Here is a 16254-nt window from a genome sequence, read left to right on the forward strand (position 1 = left end):
GAGATTATGGGCAGGCCTCAGGGCTGCAGCAGCGCTGTTACGCGGGCCAGCAGCTCCTGCTTGGAGAAGGGCTTGTTGAGGCTGTCGCAGCGCGCTTCGCTGAGGAATTGCCGCGCGATGGGCGACAGCGTGTCGCCAGTGACGAACAGCATGCGCCGCGCCAGCGTCGGGTGCCGCGCCTTGACCTCGCGCCAGAGCTGGGCGCCGTCGATGTCGGGCATGTGCAGGTCGCTGACGATGGCGTCAAAGCGCGCCTCGGCCAGCATCGCCAGCGCCACCGCGCCGGACTCGGCCGTCATGACCTCGTAGCCGGCGCCCGACAGCATCTCGCCGATCAGCTCGGCGATCTCGGTCTCGTCGTCGACGACAAGCAGCCGGGCATTGCACTCGTCGGTCTCGGGCAGCGGCGCGGGTTCGGTCTCGGCCACCTCGCGCTCGCCGCTGACGGGCATCTGCAGGCAGAAGCAGGTGCCGCCGCCAAAGCCATCGTCATCCTGCAGCGTCAGCTCGCCGCCGTGGTCGCGGGCGATGGAACGCGACACGGCCAAGCCGAGCCCGGTGCCCACGCCTTCGCTCTTGGTCGTGAAGAAGGGCTCGAAGATGCGTTCGCGCAGTTCCGTCGCTATGCCTGGACCGTTGTCGCGCACACGCAGCCACACGCGCGGCGTGCGGCGGCGGTCGCCGTCGGTCATGGGCGCCACGCCAGTGGAGACGGTCAGGCGGCGGCCGTTGTCGCGCGCACCCAGGGCCTGCTGAGCATTGACGATGAGGTTGAGGACGATCTGGCCGATCTGGTCGGCGTCCGCCTTCACCGGCGGCAGCCCCGGCAGCAGGTCCAGCGTGACGGCGATGCCGTGGCTGCGCAGCACATAGCCCAGCATGTCGACGGCGGCGGTGGCCAGGTCGTTGAGCGCCACCTCGCTGCGGTTGGCCGGCCGGCTGCGCGCCATGTTCAGGAAGGTGCGCACGATGCGGCCGCAGCGCTCGGCGGCCTCGTGGATGCGCTGGGCGTCGGCCGCATGCGGGCTGCCGCTCATCTTCTCGGCCAGCAGCGAGGCCCGGCCCATGACGATGGACAGCGGGTTGTTCAGTTCGTGCGCCACGCCGGCCAGCAGGCTGCCCATGGCGGTCAGCTTCTCGCTCTGGCGCAGCGCCTCGCGCTGGCGCTCGATCTCGCCCTGCGCGGCCGCGCGCTCGGAGAGGTCGAACAGCGAGGCGGTGTAGAAAGTCTGGCTGCCGACACCGGTGCGCCACAGCAGCATCTCGACGGGGAACTCGCTGCCGTCGGCGCGCAGTGCCGGCATCTCGACGCGCCGGCCCATGACCCGCTGCTCGCCGCCGGCCGTCACGCGCGCCATGCCGGCGTCGTGGGCCGCGCGCAGCCGTGGCGGGATCATGACCTCAGAGACCGGGCGGCCCAGCGCCTGCTCGCGCGCCAGCCCGAACATCGCGGCGGCGGCCGGGTTGAACTCCACGATGTGGCCGGTCTCGTCCGTGGACACCAGGGCTGCCATCGCGTTGTCGAAGATGGAGGACTTGAGCGCCTCGCTCGCTTCCAGCTCGGCGACCTTGCCCGACAGCTCGGCATCGCGGCGCTTCAGCTCGGTCAGGTCCAGGCTCATGACGACGGTGGCCTGCGGCAAGCCGCCCTGCACGTCGACCGGCACGAGATGCTCGCGCATATAGCGCCGGCCGGTCCCGGCCAGCTCCGTCCAGCCCTCCCAGGCGACGGTCTGGCCGCTGCCCAGCCGGGCGCGCACGGCGCTGTAGCCCGCATAGGCAGCGTCGCCAATGATGCGGCCGATGGGCTGGCCGAGCACCTGCTTGGGATGCAGGCCGGTGAACTTGAAGAACTCGTGGTTGGCCCAGACGAAGCACTCGCGCGCGTCGAGGACGACGACGCGCGCCGGCACGGCTTCGAGGACCTGGCTCAGCAGTGGCAGCGTGGCCTTGAGCACGCTGCCGAGTTCGCCCACGCCGGCGTCGGGCGTGGGATGGAAATGAAAGTCGTCGGTCATCGCAGCGCTCTCCCTGGGCGCAGCGGATGATAAGGACGCTCAGGCGGCCATCGCCTCGCTGGCTGCACCTTCCTGCATGGTCCGGGCGACATGGCCGTACATCGCCACCCAGGCCTCGCGCACCTCGGCCGTGAAGGTGTCGCCAAGGCCGGCGGCCAGCGTGTCCAGCAGGGCCGCGCCGACGCTGGCGTAATGGGCCTCGGCCACGCCGTAGCCGGCATGGCGCTGGCCGAGCCTGAGCAGCACGGGCCGCAGCGATGCCGGGCGGTCCAGCAGGTCGATGGCGGCGGCCATCATCTGCATCAGCCGGGCGCCTTGCTCGCCCATGTCGCCGCCGCGGAACATCGCACGCAGTGCGGGATCGCGGGCGAACAGCTGGGCATAGAAGGCCTCGGCCACCGTGGCGGCCAGGGGCTTGAGCGGCGCGAAGCTGTCGCGGATGAGGTCGATCTGGTGCGGGGTCATGGGGGTCCTTCAGAGAAAGAAGTAGGCGTCCGCCACGGGGGCGAAGATGCAGAGCAGCGGCAGGGCCGCGACGAGGCGTTCGAGCGGGTGCCAGCCGAGGGCGGGCGCTTCGCCGGCGTCCTCGAGGTCTTCGGCGAAGGCCTCGCTGCGGTAGTTGACGAAGAAGGTGTCGGGCCAGTCGGTGGCGGGGTTGTCGCTGCGGTAGTTCATGGCGGTGTGCTCCGGTGTCGATGCCTGCACTGTCCGGCGCTTGCGTTTCAGCCCGGCTTCGCGCACCGGGCACTTGTGTTGCGTTTGTTTCAGCGCCACACCGCCCGGTTGGCGCCTGCCTATCATTCGCCGCCATGCCAGACACCCTGCCCACCGTATTGCTCGTCGACGACGAGCCCGAATTGCGCGCCCTGCTGGCGGAGTACTTCGGCCGCAATGGCTTCGAGGTCATGCAGGCGCCCGATGCCGCAGCGGCCCGTGCCAAGGTTGCCGAGCGCGTGCCCGACGTGGCCGTGCTCGACATCAACATGCCCGGCGAGAACGGCCTGTCGCTGGCCCGCGCGTTGCGCGAGGCCCACCCCCGCCTGGCCGTGCTGATGCTGACGACGGCCGGCGAGGCCATCGACCGCATCGTCGGGCTGGAGGTGGGCGCCGACGACTACATCGCCAAGCCCTTCGAGCTGCGCGAACTGCTGGCCCGGGTGCGTGCCGTGCTGCGCCGCCTGCAGGTCACGGCCGCGCCCGAACCCGCGGCCGCGCCGAGCGGCTCTGAGCGCATTGCCTTCGGCCTGTGCGAGCTGGACATGGCGCAGCGCAAGCTCTTCGGCACGGGCGGCGAGGAGATCGACATCACGGCCGCGGAGTTCGACCTGCTGGCGCTGTTCGCGCGCCACCCCAACCGGCCGCTGAACCGCGACCAGATCATGGAACAGGCCCACAACCGCGGCTGGGACGTCTTCGACCGCAGCATCGACCTGCGCGTCATGCGCCTGCGCCGCAAGGTGGAGCGCAACCCGGACAAGCCGGAGGTCATCAAGACGGTCAGGAACGTGGGCTACGTCTACGTGCCCGCGAGCTGACCAGCTCCTTTCGTCTCGGCCGTCGTGAATTGATGCGGGCGGAGCGCCGGGCCGCTCCCGAGCCGGCCCGTCTGGCGATGTGCGAGCGGGACACGCCCAGCGAGCATCGCCGTCCCCCCGGGGTACCGTCCAGAACGCCCGCGTTCAGCGCGGCGTTCTGGACGAGGGGTCAATTTGCCGGCGGCAATTTCAGCCAGCGCTGAAGGCGGGTGCGCAGCGCCACGAAGTCCAGCGGCTTGGTCAGGTGCTCGTCCATGCCGGCGTCCAGGCTGGCAGCCACATCGGCGTCCAGTGCATGCGCCGTCAGCGCCAGGATGGGAAACGGCGGCAGCTTGCCTTCGCGCTGCTGGGCGCGCAGGCGGCGCGCGCATTCCAGGCCGTCCATGCCGGGCATCTGGATGTCCATCAGCACCAAGTCTGGCGCCGCTTCGGCACAGGCGACCAGGGCTTCGAGGCCGTTCTTGGCAAGGCGGGCATGCACGCCCATCAGCGCCAGGAATTCCAGCGCGACGACCTGATTGATGTGGTTGTCCTCGACCAGCAGAACCTGGGCCTGGCGTTGGCTTGGCGAGGCGCCCTGGTGGTCGGGTTCCGGCGCGTCGACGCCCACGCCGCCGGTGGTGGCATTCAGCCAGTAGGGGTCCAGCGCTGGCTCCGCGCCGGGCAACGTCGACTTGTCCATCCCCATGTCCTTGTTCAGTTTTGTCTTTTTGTTATCGGCTCCGGAGGGAGCGCGAGCCATTGTTGCCGCAGCCAGCGCTGCCACGCAACCGCAAGACCCAGGAACGCGGTGTGGCTTGGCCGCCCGCGCGGCCTAAATCGACCGCTCGTCGGTCGCGCGTGCTGACAGTTTTGGCCTAAGCCCCTCCCTACACTGCTGGCCTTTGTCGTTTGGGACCCCTCCCGCAATGTCTGACGGTCTGATCCGCATCCGAGGTGCTCGCCAGCACAACCTCAAGAACCTCGACCTCGATCTGCGCACCGCCGAGCTGACCGTCGTGACCGGGCCCAGCGGCTCCGGCAAGTCCAGCCTGGTGTTCGACACCCTCTACGCCGAGGGTCAGCGGCGCTACGTAGAGACCTTCTCCGCCTATGCGCGCCAGTTCCTGGACCGCATGGACCGCCCGGCCGTCGACAAGGTCGACGGCGTGCCTCCGGCCATCGCCATCGACCAGACCAACCCGGTGCGCACCAGCCGCTCCACGGTCGGCACCATGACGGAGCTGAACGACCACCTGAAGCTGCTTTATGCGCGTGCGGCCGAGTTGTTCGACCGCAAGACGGCGCTGCCGGTGAGGCATGACACCGCGCAGAGCATTTATGCGGAGCTGATGGCGCGGACGGCCGGCGAGGACCCCAGGTTGGTGCTCAGCTTTCCGGTCGAACTGCCCGGCAACACCTCGGCGGAGCAGGTGCAGCAATGGCTGTCCGCCAGCGGCTTCACACGCGTGCAGGGGGAGCGCGAGGTTGAAGGTAAAAAAGTGTTGGATGTCGTCGCTGACCGCTTCCGCATCCAGGGCGCGGACAGGCAGCGCGCCATGGAAGCCATCGAGTTGTGTTTGAAGCGCGGCGCAGGCCGGGTGAATGTTCACGTGGGTGACGACGGCGCAACACTTTGGAAGTTCTCGACCGGTTTGCACTGTCCGGAGAGCGATGTCCGCTATGCCGACCCACAGCCGGCGCTGTTTTCTTTCAACTCTGCCTTTGGCGCCTGCGAGGCCTGCCGCGGCTTCGGTCGCGTCATCGGCGTCGACCTGGGTCTGGTCATCCCCGACGACCGCAAGACCCTGCGCAACGGCGCGATCAAGCCGATGCAGACGCCGGCCTGGAAAGACAGCCAGGACGACCTGCTGAAGTACGCGGGGGAGGCGGGCATCCCGCGCGACACGCCGTGGAAGGAACTCAGCCCCTCGCACCGCGAGTGGGTCATCAACGGCACGCCGAACTGGAACGGCAACTGGAACAAGCAGTGGTACGGGGTCAAGCGCTTCTTCGACTACCTGGAGAGCAAGGCCTACAAGATGCACATCCGCGTGCTCTTGTCCAAGTACCGCAGCTACACGGAATGCCCCGCCTGCCACGGCGCGCGGCTGAAGCTGGAGGCGCTGCTGTGGCGTGTCGGGTCCAAGCCGCTGGCGGACGCGGCGCTGCCAGCGGCCCAACGCTTCCTGCCGGTTGGCGTGGACTGGACCCGCGAGCAGCTGGAAGCGCTGCCGGGCCTGAGCCTGCACGACCTGATGCAGCTGCCCATCCAGCGCCTGCGCGACTTCGTCGACGGCTTGCAACTGCCCAGCACGATGCTAGACGAAGCGCTGAAGCTGCTGCTGGACGAGATCCGCCACCGCAGCCGCTACCTCTGCGACGTCGGCCTGGGCTACCTGACGCTGGACCGCCAGAGCCGCACGCTGTCCGGCGGCGAGGTGCAGCGCATCAACCTGACCACGGCGTTAGGCACCTCGCTGGTCAACACGCTGTTCGTGCTGGACGAGCCCAGCATCGGCCTGCATCCGCGCGACATGGGCCGCATCGTGCAGGCCATGCAGCGCCTGCGCGACGCCGGCAACACGCTGGTCGTCGTCGAACACGACCCGGCCGTCATGCTGGCCGCCGACCGCCTCATCGACATGGGCCCCGGGCCGGGCGAGCGCGGTGGCCAGATCGTCTACGACGGCACGCCCGACAGCATCCGCGCGGCCGACACGCTGACCGGTGCCTACCTGGGCGGCCGCAAGCATGTCGGCATGGGCCTGAAGCGGCTGGTGGAGGAATCGACGCCCAAGCTCATCCTCGAAGGCGTGCGCGAACACAACCTGCGCGATGTGACGGTCGAGTTCCCGCTGCAGCGCCTCGTCGTCGTGACCGGCGTGAGCGGCTCGGGCAAGAGCACGCTGATGCAGGACGTGCTTTACCCCGCGCTGGCTCGCACCTTCGGCAAGGCGACCGAGACGCCGGGCGCTCACGAGCGCTTGCTGGGCGCCGACTTCCTGGCCGATGCGGTCTTCGTCGACCAGTCGCCCATCGGCAAGACGGCGCGCTCCAACCCGGCCAGCTATGTCGGCGCCTTCGACGAGATCCGCAAGCTGTTCGCCGACGCGCCCATTGCGCGGGAGCGCAGCTACACGGCCGGCATGTTCAGCTTCAATGCCGGCGACGGCCGCTGCCCCACCTGCGGCGGCTCGGGCTTCGAGCATGTGGAGATGCAGTTCCTGAGCGACGTCTATTTGCGCTGCCCGGACTGCGACGGCAAGCGCTTCCGCGCCGAGATGCTGGACGCGAAGCTGACCTTGAAGGACCGCGACCTGAGCGTGGCCGACGTGCTGGAGCTGACGGTCGCGGAAGCCGTGCACCTGTTCAGCGAGCGCCGCGCCGTCATCGCCAAGCTGCAGCCCATCGTCGACGTGGGCCTGGAGTACGTGCGCCTGGGCCAGCCGGTGCCGACGCTGTCGGGCGGCGAGGCGCAGCGGCTGAAGCTCGCCGGCTTCCTGGCCGAGGCGGCGGCCTCGCCGCGTTTCGGTGTCGCGAAGAAGGGCACGCTGTTCCTGTTCGACGAGCCGACCACGGGCCTGCATTTCGACGACATCGCCAAGCTGATGCGCGCGCTGCGCAAGCTGCTGAGCGCCGGCCACTCGCTGATCGTCATCGAGCACAACCTCGACGTCATCCGCGCGGCCGACTGGCTCATCGACCTTGGCCCCGAAGGCGGCGAAACCGGTGGCGAGATCGTCTGCGTCGGCACGCCTGAGGAGATCACCAAGCACGCCACGTCTCACACCGCCGCTGCCTTGCGCGACTACGCGCTGCACATGGACCGGCCAGCGATGGCCGTGGAGGAGGGCCGGCCCCTGCAGTCCATCGTCAAGGCACGGCGCCAGGCCGACGAGGCGATCAAGATCGTCAACGCGCGCGAGCACAACCTCAAGGGCCTGAGCGTCGACATCCCGCGCGGCAAGTTCAACGTCGTCACCGGCGTGAGCGGCTCGGGCAAGTCGACGCTGGCCTTCGACATCCTGTTCAACGAGGGCCAGCGCCGTTACCTCGAATCGCTGAACGCCTATGCGCGCAGCATCGTGCAGCCGGCGGGTCGGCCGGAGGTCGATGCGGTGTGGGGCATTCCGCCGACGGTCGCCATCGAGCAGCGCCTGAGCCGTGGCGGCCGCAAGAGCACGGTCGCGACGACGACCGAGGTCTGGCATTTCCTGCGCCTGCTCTACGTGAAGCTGGGCGTGCAGCACTGCACCAAGGACGGTGCGCCGGTAAAGCCGCAAAGCGTCGAGTCGATTGCCGCGCAGCTGATGCGCGACTACCGCGGCCAGCATGTGGGCCTGCTGGCGCCACTGGTGGTGGCGCGCAAAGGCGTTTACACGGACCTGGCCAAATGGGCCAAGGGCCGTGGCCACACGCATCTGCGCGTGGACGGCGAATTCCTGCCGACGTCGCCGTGGCCGCGCATCGACCGCTTCAAGGAGCACACGCTGGAATTGCCGGTCGGCGACCTCGTCGTGTCGCCGGACAAGGAGGCCGAGCTGCGCGAGCTGCTGGCCAAGGCGCTGGACATCGGCAAGGGTGTGCTGCATGTGCTGTGTCCGCTCGATGGCCTCAGCGAGGCGCTGGCCGACGGTGAGACGGGCCGCGGCGTCGGCGAAGTCAAGGTGTTCTCCACCAAGCGCGCCTGCCCGGTCTGCGGGACCAGCTATCCCGAGCTGGACCCGCGCCTGTTTTCCTACAACTCCAAGCACGGCTGGTGCACCAGCTGTGTCGGCACCGGCCTGGCGCTGACACGCGAGCAGCGCAAGGAGCTCGACGACAGCGTGCAGAGCGACGACAACCGTGGCCGCGAACAGAGTTTCCCGTCCGAGGAAGTCGAGGTCGAAGGCCTGACCGACGCGGCCTGCCCGGATTGCCACGGCACGCGGCTGAACGCAACGGCGCGCTCCGTGGAGTTCGAGCACAAGGGCATCGGCGACGTGGCCGCGTGGAGCGTCGGCGAGGCGCACGAGTGGGTGAAAGGCCTGCACCTGCACGGCCGTGATGCCGACATTGCGCGCGATGTCGTCAGCGAAATCCTCGGCCGCCTGGAGTTCCTGCAGGAGGTCGGCCTCGGCTACCTGACGCTGGACCGCGCGGCGCCCACGCTGTCGGGCGGCGAGGCCCAGCGCATCCGCCTGGCGGCGCAGTTGGGCAGCAACCTGCAGGGCGTCTGCTACGTGCTGGACGAGCCCACCATCGGCCTGCATCCGCGCGACAACCAGATCTTGCTGAAGGCGCTGGCGACGTTGGGCGACAAGGGCAACACGCTGGTCGTCGTCGAGCATGACGAGGACACCATCCGCCGTGCCGACCACATCATCGACATCGGCCCTGGCGCCGGCAAGCGCGGTGGCCGCGTGGTGGCGCAGGGCACGGCGGCGCAGCTCGCGCTGGAGGCGGATTCAGTTACCGGCCGCATGCTGGCCCATCCACTGATCCACCCACTGCAGGCGCGCCGGCCGATTGAATCTGATGCGCCGAAGCTAACGGTGCTGAACGCTTCGCTTCACAACCTCAAGGGCGTGACGGTCGATGTGCCGCTGCACCGCCTGGTGGCCGTCACGGGCGTGTCGGGCTCGGGCAAGTCGACACTAGCGCGCGACGTGCTGCTGGCCGGCATGGCCGTCGCCGTACCGCTGCGCAAGGCGCCGGCGCAGTGGACAGGCTGCGACGGCATCACAGGCCACGAGCAGGTCGACCGCGTGCTGGAGGTCGACCAAACCCCCATCGGCAAGACGCCGCGCTCCTGCCCGGCGACCTACATCGGCTTCTGGGACGCCATCCGCAAGCTGTTTGCCGAGACGCTGGAGTCCAAGGCGCGCGGCTACGCGCCGGCGCGCTTCAGCTTCAACACCGGCGCGGGCCGCTGCCCGGGTTGCGAGGGGCAGGGCATGAAGACCATCGAGATGAGCTTCCTGCCGGACGTGAAGGTGCCCTGCGACCAGTGCCATGGCCAGCGCTTCAACCCGGAGACGCTGGGCGTTTCGTGGCGCGGCAAGAGCATCGGCGATGTGCTCGCGATGGAGGTGGACGAGGCCGTCGAATTCTTCGCGGCCATGCCGGCGATTGCGCATCCGCTGCAGTTGCTGAAGGACGTGGGGCTGGGCTACCTGACGTTGGGACAGCCATCACCGACGCTGTCGGGCGGCGAGGCGCAGCGGATCAAGCTGGTGTCGGAACTGGTCAAGGTGCGTGACGACGTGACCCGGCGCGGGCAGAAGGCGCCGCATACGCTGTACGTGTTGGACGAGCCTACCGTTGGCCTGCACATGGCGGATGTGGAGAAGCTGATCCGTGTGCTGCATCGGCTGGTGGCTGGCGGGCATTCGGTTGTCGTCATCGAGCATGACCTCGATGTCATTGCGGAGGCGGACTGGGTGCTGGACCTAGGGCCGGAGGGTGGCGATGCGGGTGGCCGGGTGGTCATCGAAGGCACACCGGAGGCTGTGGTGGCGAGTGGCAGTCATACCGGCGTGGCGTTGAAGCCGGTGTTGGCGCGGGTGGCATGAGGAACACAGCGGAACAAGCGGGGTAGCCGACTGCACAGGTTTTCCAGAAGCCTGGCTGCGGCCACGGCATCTTTTTCGATCTCCCCTGGCCGGCCACACTCGCCCGTTTCCATGAATCGGAGTTTTGCCATGTTGATCCTTGCCGCTTGGGTGCTGGTCTTGCTGCTGCTGGCCCTGTGGTCCGCCCTGGTGTGGTCGGGACAGGCGCTGCTGTCGGCCCTGCTGTCGGGTGCAGGCAGCATCGGTGCGGCCGACTGGAGCCTGCCGGAGGCGCTCACGGCCTGGCTGCCCGTGCCGGTGGCCGAATGGCTGGCGGGCACGCTGGAGACGCTGACGCCCCAACTGCAGTCACTCGCCGGCCTGCTGCCGTCGCTGTCTGGCGGCGTGACCTTCCTGGCCTGGGTGATCTGGATCGTTGGCGCGCTGCTGCTGCTGGGCATCGGCCTGGCGGTGCATGTGGCCATCGCGCTGTGGCGCAAGTCCAAGCAGAGCTCGATGCCGCAAACCGTGACGATCCTGCGCTGAAGCAAACCCGTGACGAATGGGGCGACTTAGGCGATTTCCTAAAATGCACCGCCCCTAACCCTAGGGGGCATTTCAGGAGACCCCTTGAAGCCCGTGACCTTCGCTGCCCTCGGCAGCCTGGCCCTCGCCCTGGCCCTTAGTCTGCCGCTGCAGGCGCAACCCGCCCCGGCCACCGTCCCAACCCTCGAACAGATCTTCCGCGCCGAGCCCTACCGGGGCGAGCCCGCCAAAGACGCTGCCTTCAGCCGCAGCGGCCGCTATCTGGCCTGGCTGTGGAGCCCGTTCGGCGAGCCCGGCGCCGACCTGTGGGTGCACGACACCCGCACTGGCAAGACGCAGCGCCTGACCACGCCGCAGCTGATGGCGGCCTTCGATGCGCCAGAGGACACTGAGCGCTTCGACAAGAAACTCAGGCAGCGCCAGACGGAATATGCCGAGCGTCAGGCTCGCGAGATGGCGCAGCAGGCCTATCTGCGCGGCGAGAAGGTCGACCTCGCGCAATGGGAGCGGGCGGCGCTGGACCTGGTGAAGCAGGAGCTGGCCGAGAAGAAGGCCAAGGACGATGCGCAAAAGGCGCTCGACAAGGCGGAGGCCGAGGCCGAGAAGAGGGCCGCTGCTGAACTGGCCGCCCGCCGCGCCGGCAAGCCCGTCGCCGCTGTCGCCGCTGCTGCGCCGGCGTCCGCTGCGTCGGCCGCCGACAAGGCCAGGGAAACCTGGGAACTGCGCGACGAGCTGAAGAAGAAGCTGGCGCGGGACAAGCTCAAGCCCACCGATCTCTACCCCGGCCCGACCCAGTTCGTCTGGGCGCGCAAGGCGGACGAGCTGATCTTCCAGTACCGCGGCGGCCTGTACCGCTGGCAGGTTGGCGACTCGGCACCGGTGGCGCTGGTGACGACACAGCGCGACCTGCGCATCGTGGCCTACACGCCGGATGACAGCGGCTTCATCTACACCGACGACGGCCGCGTGCTGCGCGCGCGCTTTGCGCAGGCCGCCGTGCAGGTGCTCAACCGCGAGCTCATCCATCCCGATGATGAGCAGAAGAAGTACCGCATCGTCGAGACCCAGATCAGCGAGGACGGCCGCTGGATGTCGCTGATGGCCCGGGCGCCGCTGAAGACGGCGGACGACAAGCCGGCGCCGCCGCCCAAGCAGGTCGAGATCATGAATTACAGCGAGCGCTGGGCCACGGCCAAGAAAGTCAACCGCGAGGTGTCCGACGACAAGCGCACGCTGCAGGCCATGGCCCTCTACATCCGCCAGGTGCCGGCCGGCGCCGAGCCGCCGCGCAAGCAGCCGGCGCCGGTGTTCACGCAGGCGGGCGGTGACGTGTGGTTCGAGATCAGCGATGTGGTCTGGGCCAAGGATGGCAGCCGTTACGCCTTCACAACCTGGGAGCGCGAAAAGGAACTGCTGCGCGTCTATCTCGGCACGGCTGATGAGAACGCCAAGCCCGAGTTGGTGCTGGAGCGCCGCGGTGATGTCGGCCATGAGGTGGTCAGCGTGCTCAAGCCGCGCTTCACGCCCGACGCCAGGACGCTGGTGCTGACGCTGGACGAGGCGGGCTGGCGCCAGCCCTATGCCATCGACGTGACCACGAAGGCGCTGCGCCCGCTCGTCAATGGGGAGTTCGAGGCTCACCAGGTCGTCGGCTTCACGCCCGACAGCAAGCGCATGTTCCTGCTGGCCAACCGCGGCGACGCAGCGGCGATGAATCTCTTCAGCGTCGACATGGCCAGCGGTGCCATGCAGGCGCTGGGCGCGGTGGGTGAGTTCCACCGCAGCGCGGCGGCGTCCGAGGACGGCCGCTGGGTCAGCGCCAATGCGGGCAACTGGGCGCAGCGCCCAGAACTGAAGCTCCTGGCCACCGACGGCAGGACGGCGACGCGCACGCTGACCGACAGCAACGACAAAGCCTGGGCGTCCCTCAAGCTGCTGCAGCCCGAGCGTTTTTCCTACACCAACCGTCATGGTGACCGCATCGAGGCCTATGTCTTCAAGCCCGCCGGGTGGCAGGCCAACGACAAGCGCCCCGGCATCGTTTATGTCTATGGCGGCCCGCTGAACGACCGCCACATCGTCGAGGTCGACAGCTTCCAGAACACCGCCTACCTGTTCGGCCAGTACATGGCGGCCAAGCACGGCTACGTGACGGTCGCCGTCGATCCGCGCGGGCACAGCAACTACGGCCGCAAGTTCTCGGGCGCCAACTGGGAGCGTGTCGGCGAGCCGCAGTCCGAGGACCTGGAAGACCTGGTCAAGCTGCTGCCGGCGCAATACGGCGTCGACGCCCGCCGCATCGGCCTGAACGGCTGGAGCTTCGGCGGCTTCCAGACCCAGTACACCATGTACACGCGGCCCGACCTGTTCGCCGCCGGCATCGCCGGCGCCGGCCCGACCGAATGGGAGAACTACAACAGCTGGTACAGCGGCCGCACCATCGGCAAGGTCGACCGGACCAAGCCGGTGCTGCGCAAGTATTCGCTGCTGCCGCTGGCCAAGGGCCTGAAGAAGCCGCTGATGCTGGTGCACGGCATGCAGGACCCCAACGTGCTCTACCAGGACACGGTCAATGTCTACCGCGAGCTGCTGGACTCGGGCAAGGAATCGCTCGTCGAGCTGTTCCTGGACCCGGACGGCGCGCATGCGATGGGCGGCGTCGTCAAGCCCGCCGGCTGGCACCGCAAGTACGAGGCCTTCTGGGTGCGCAACCTGGGGCGCGCCGCACCTTAAGGCAAAGGCCGCAGCTGCGTCGCCAGGATCTCCTCGGCCACCTTCTGACCGATGCGATAGCCGACATCGACGGAGTTGCGGAAGTGCACGCCGCTCCAGACGCGTGAGTCCGCCAGCTCGCGGCCCATGGCCTCGGCCGTGGGCCAGCTGCGCGTCATGGACAGCGCGATGTTGACCCAGACCAGCGGCGCGGCGCTGTCGCCGCGGAAGGCTGTGATCAGCGTGGCCAGCGTGCCGCCGCCGACGGCGCCGCCGGACGGGTAGTCGCTGTTGGGCGGGGTGTGGATCAGCGGCTCCCACGTCGCGTCGCGCAGCTTGGCATCGGCGAAGTCACCGCGCAGTGCGTTGTAGGGCCGCCAGTAGCGGTACTTGGTCTTGATGGCGGCGTAGACGATGCGCGAGTCCAGGTCGGCCATGTCCAGCAGCACCAGCATGCGCGCGAACTCCAGCGGCGTGGCCTTGTTGGCCTCAGCCACCTTCTTGAGCATGGCCACGGCATCCTCGCCCTCGCCGGAGTTCCAGAACAGCGCGATGACCGACTGCTCGCCGGTGCGCACCGTGCTGACGCGCCCGCCCACGGCCTTGACCTCGGCCAGATCGCGCTGCGCCAGCGCGCTGCCCACGGCCGGCGGCGGGCCGGGGTCATAGGCGGCCACGTCCTTGATGCCAAAGGGCTTCATGCGCGTCAGCCCCACACCGGACTCCTGCTTGTACTCGGGCGTCAGCACGTGAATGCCCGGCGCCGGTTCGACCTTGGGCGGCTCGACGCGGCCGAAGCTGTCATCGGACCGCAGGGTCAGCAGCGCCAGCGCGACGCGGCGGCCCAGGGCCACGCCCTTGGCACGGGCGGCGGCATCGGTCACGCCCTTCAGCGCGGCTTCGTAAGTCTTGTCGATCAGCGCATGGTCTGCGCCCGGCACGCTGCCGAGCACGACGCGCGCGGCGGACGCCACGGCGGCTTCGGGTGAGGCATCGGGCACCGGCGCGGGCGCCACGCCGTAGGCCTGGTAGCGCGGCGTGATCGCGTTCAGCGCGTTGAACATCGCCAGGTCGGTCAGCAGCGCCGTGTGGGTCCACTGCGAGCGCGGTGACTTGGCCAGCACCTTGGGCGTGGCGTCGGCCCAGTCACTGACGATGTCGGCGCGGGCCGGCAGCGCCGCCAGCAGGGCCAGCAGGACGGCGCCGAGGGCGCAGGGGATTCTGGACATGGCGTGTTCCCGAAGTGAAGCCGGAGACGCTAGCCATGCCGCTGCGCGCGCGCAACCTCAACCGGAAGGCGCGGGCCCGCCGAAGCGGGCGGTCGGACGTCAGCGGCGGCGGCGGCGGGCGACCAGGCCAACGCCAGCCAGGCCGGCCAACAGCATCGCGTAGGTACCGGGTTCCGGCACCGGCGCCAGTGCGAACAGGGCCGTGCCGGCGCCCACGCCGCCATCGCCGCCTTCGCTGGCGATGGCCAGGTAGTGCATGCCGTCCATCGCAAAGCCCTTCAGGCCCTCCGGGCGGATCTGGCCATTGACCGTCAGCATCCGCACGAAGCTGGTCTTGGTCGGGTCGAGCAGGTCGATCTCGAACACCGCCACGGCGCCGCTGGTGGTGCGCTCCAGGCCGATGAAGGCGAAGGTCTTGCCGCCGATCTGCATCAGCTCCAGGCCTTCGGGCTCCACGCCTTTGTCGCGGCTGCGGCCGTCGTCGTAGATGCCGGCGAGATTGGCCTGCACGTCCAGGATGTTGCCGCTGTCCCAGACCAGGTTGCCGTCGGCGTCGCGGATGGAGACGGAGCGGGCGCCCGCGGCAAACAGGTTGCCGGCCGAGGAGTCGGTGTTGGACACGCGCAGGTTGGCCAGGTTGCCGGTGGCGCCCAGGCTGCTGGCGGCCGAGCGGTCGGCGTCGTCCTCGCGGAAGTCGCCCTCGTTGGCCATCACGACATAGGTCTTGCCGCCGGACTGGAAGCTGGCCATGCCGTCGGGCATGTAGAGGCCCTTGGCGGCCACGTTGGCAAAGCTGACCGTGCCGTTGTTCAGGCTGTCGATGGCATTGCCGGCTTGCGAGAAGTCCTTGGCGCCCAGGCCGACGACCTTGGTGAACTGGCCGCTCTGCAGGTCCAGCACCCCCATGGCGTTGGCCTCCTGCAGGCTGACATAGGCCTGCGTGCCGGCCTTGTTGACGGCGATGTACTCGGGCTCGAAGTCCATGCCGGTGTTGCCGCGGATGTGGCTGCCGCTCTGGGCCACGCCGGCCAGCGTGGCGGTCGAGGTGACCGAGCGGCTGGCAACATCAATGATGCTGACGCTGCCGACCGGGTCATTCGCGCCCACGCCGTAGTTGCGCGGCACCGTCGTGCCGATGCGGGTGCCGTAGTCGCCGGCATTGGGCGTGGCCTCGTTGGCGACCAGGATGCGGCTGCCGTCGGGCGTGAAGGTCAGCATGTCGGGCAGCGAGCCGACGGCGATGGTGCTGACGCCGGCCAGCAGGCTGCGGCTCGTGGTGTCGTAGAGCTGCACGACGCCGGGCAGTTTGCGGTCGCTGGCCTCGATGGCGAAGGCCGCGACGCCGTTGTGGATGGCCACGCTGTTGATGGCGCCCCAGGCGCTGACGTCGATGAAGCTCAGCGACGCGCCGGTCCTGGCGTCCAGCACGTTGACGCCTTTGACGCCCGCGACCCACAGCGTCTTGTTCGTGGCGTCGAAGGCAACGATCTCGGACAGGAAGCCGCTCGGTGTGCCGGCATGGCTGGTGGCCCAGAGCTGGCTGGCGCCGTCCAGCTCACCGGCGGCGCGGGCTGCGCTCATAGTCACCAGGGTCAGGGCGAAGGTGGCGGCAAGGGCCTGGATCAGTCGGGTGGGCTTCATGGGGCGGGCGGCGGTTGATCAAAACCGAGCATGCTGTGCCGGCTGCATGACAGGAGCG

The 16254-nt window shown here is 68.9% G+C and carries 10 protein-coding genes; 4 read left to right on the forward strand and 6 right to left on the reverse strand.

Annotation, left to right across the window (positions count from 1 at the left end; genetic code table 11):
• Positions 1 to 17 precede the first annotated feature (17 nt).
• From ASC81_RS02405 to ASC81_RS02415, 3 genes are read right to left on the reverse strand one after another with little or no spacing between them, the layout of a single operon-like run.
• Positions 18 to 2018 (reverse strand): PAS domain S-box protein, encoded by a 2001-nt coding sequence (locus ASC81_RS02405; RefSeq protein ID WP_056262233.1) that lies wholly within the window; start codon positions 2016 to 2018, stop codon positions 18 to 20.
• Between the two features lie 39 nt (positions 2019 to 2057).
• Positions 2058 to 2483: a globin family protein gene (locus tag ASC81_RS02410; RefSeq protein WP_056262238.1), complete on the reverse strand. Its 426-nt coding sequence runs from the start codon at positions 2481 to 2483 to the stop codon at positions 2058 to 2060.
• A gap of 9 nt (positions 2484 to 2492) precedes the next feature.
• Positions 2493 to 2693: a hypothetical protein gene (locus ASC81_RS02415; RefSeq protein ID WP_156391672.1), complete on the reverse strand. Its 201-nt coding sequence runs from the start codon at positions 2691 to 2693 to the stop codon at positions 2493 to 2495.
• A 134-nt stretch (positions 2694 to 2827) separates the two neighbouring features.
• Here ASC81_RS02415 and ASC81_RS02420 point away from each other — a divergent pair, with 134 nt between their 5' ends.
• Positions 2828 to 3553, forward strand: coding sequence for a response regulator (locus ASC81_RS02420; RefSeq protein WP_056262244.1), 726 nt, complete (start codon positions 2828 to 2830; stop codon positions 3551 to 3553).
• A gap of 169 nt (positions 3554 to 3722) precedes the next feature.
• Here ASC81_RS02420 and ASC81_RS02425 read toward each other — a convergent pair whose 3' ends face one another.
• Entirely contained in the window at positions 3723 to 4235 is a 513-nt protein-coding gene (locus ASC81_RS02425; protein ID WP_056262245.1) for a response regulator, read from the reverse strand.
• 226 nt (positions 4236 to 4461) lie between these two features.
• On the opposite strand from ASC81_RS02425, the gene uvrA reads away from it, so the two are divergent.
• The 3 genes from uvrA (at position 4462) to ASC81_RS02440 (ending at position 13347) form a co-directional block, all read left to right on the forward strand.
• Complete coding sequence (gene uvrA / locus ASC81_RS02430; RefSeq protein ID WP_056262248.1) at positions 4462 to 10089, forward strand: excinuclease ABC subunit UvrA; 5628 nt, start codon at positions 4462 to 4464, stop codon at positions 10087 to 10089.
• A 129-nt stretch (positions 10090 to 10218) separates the two neighbouring features.
• Positions 10219 to 10614, forward strand: a complete 396-nt coding sequence (locus ASC81_RS02435) for a hypothetical protein (RefSeq protein WP_056262251.1) — start codon at positions 10219 to 10221, stop codon at positions 10612 to 10614.
• Between the two features lie 93 nt (positions 10615 to 10707).
• Positions 10708 to 13347, forward strand: coding sequence for a prolyl oligopeptidase family serine peptidase (locus ASC81_RS02440; protein ID WP_235533581.1), 2640 nt, complete (start codon positions 10708 to 10710; stop codon positions 13345 to 13347).
• Here ASC81_RS02440 and ASC81_RS02445 read toward each other — a convergent pair.
• Together ASC81_RS02445 and ASC81_RS02450 are read right to left on the reverse strand one after the other, a co-directional pair.
• Positions 13344 to 14555 carry a vanadium-dependent haloperoxidase gene (locus ASC81_RS02445; protein WP_056262258.1) on the reverse strand — a complete coding sequence of 404 codons (1212 nt, stop codon included), beginning with the start codon at positions 14553 to 14555 and terminating at the stop codon, positions 13344 to 13346. The two genes, ASC81_RS02440 and ASC81_RS02445, sit on opposite strands and share 4 nt — an antisense overlap.
• Positions 14556 to 14654: 99 nt before the next feature.
• A complete protein-coding gene (locus tag ASC81_RS02450) occupies positions 14655 to 16196 on the reverse strand; it encodes a choice-of-anchor I family protein (protein ID WP_056262260.1) in 1542 nt (513 codons plus the stop codon).
• Positions 16197 to 16254: the final 58 nt, after the last annotated feature.

It is taken from the genome of Pelomonas sp. Root405 (assembly GCF_001425165.1).
In the GTDB taxonomy this organism is placed as follows: Bacteria; Pseudomonadota; Gammaproteobacteria; order Burkholderiales; family Burkholderiaceae_C; genus Pelomonas.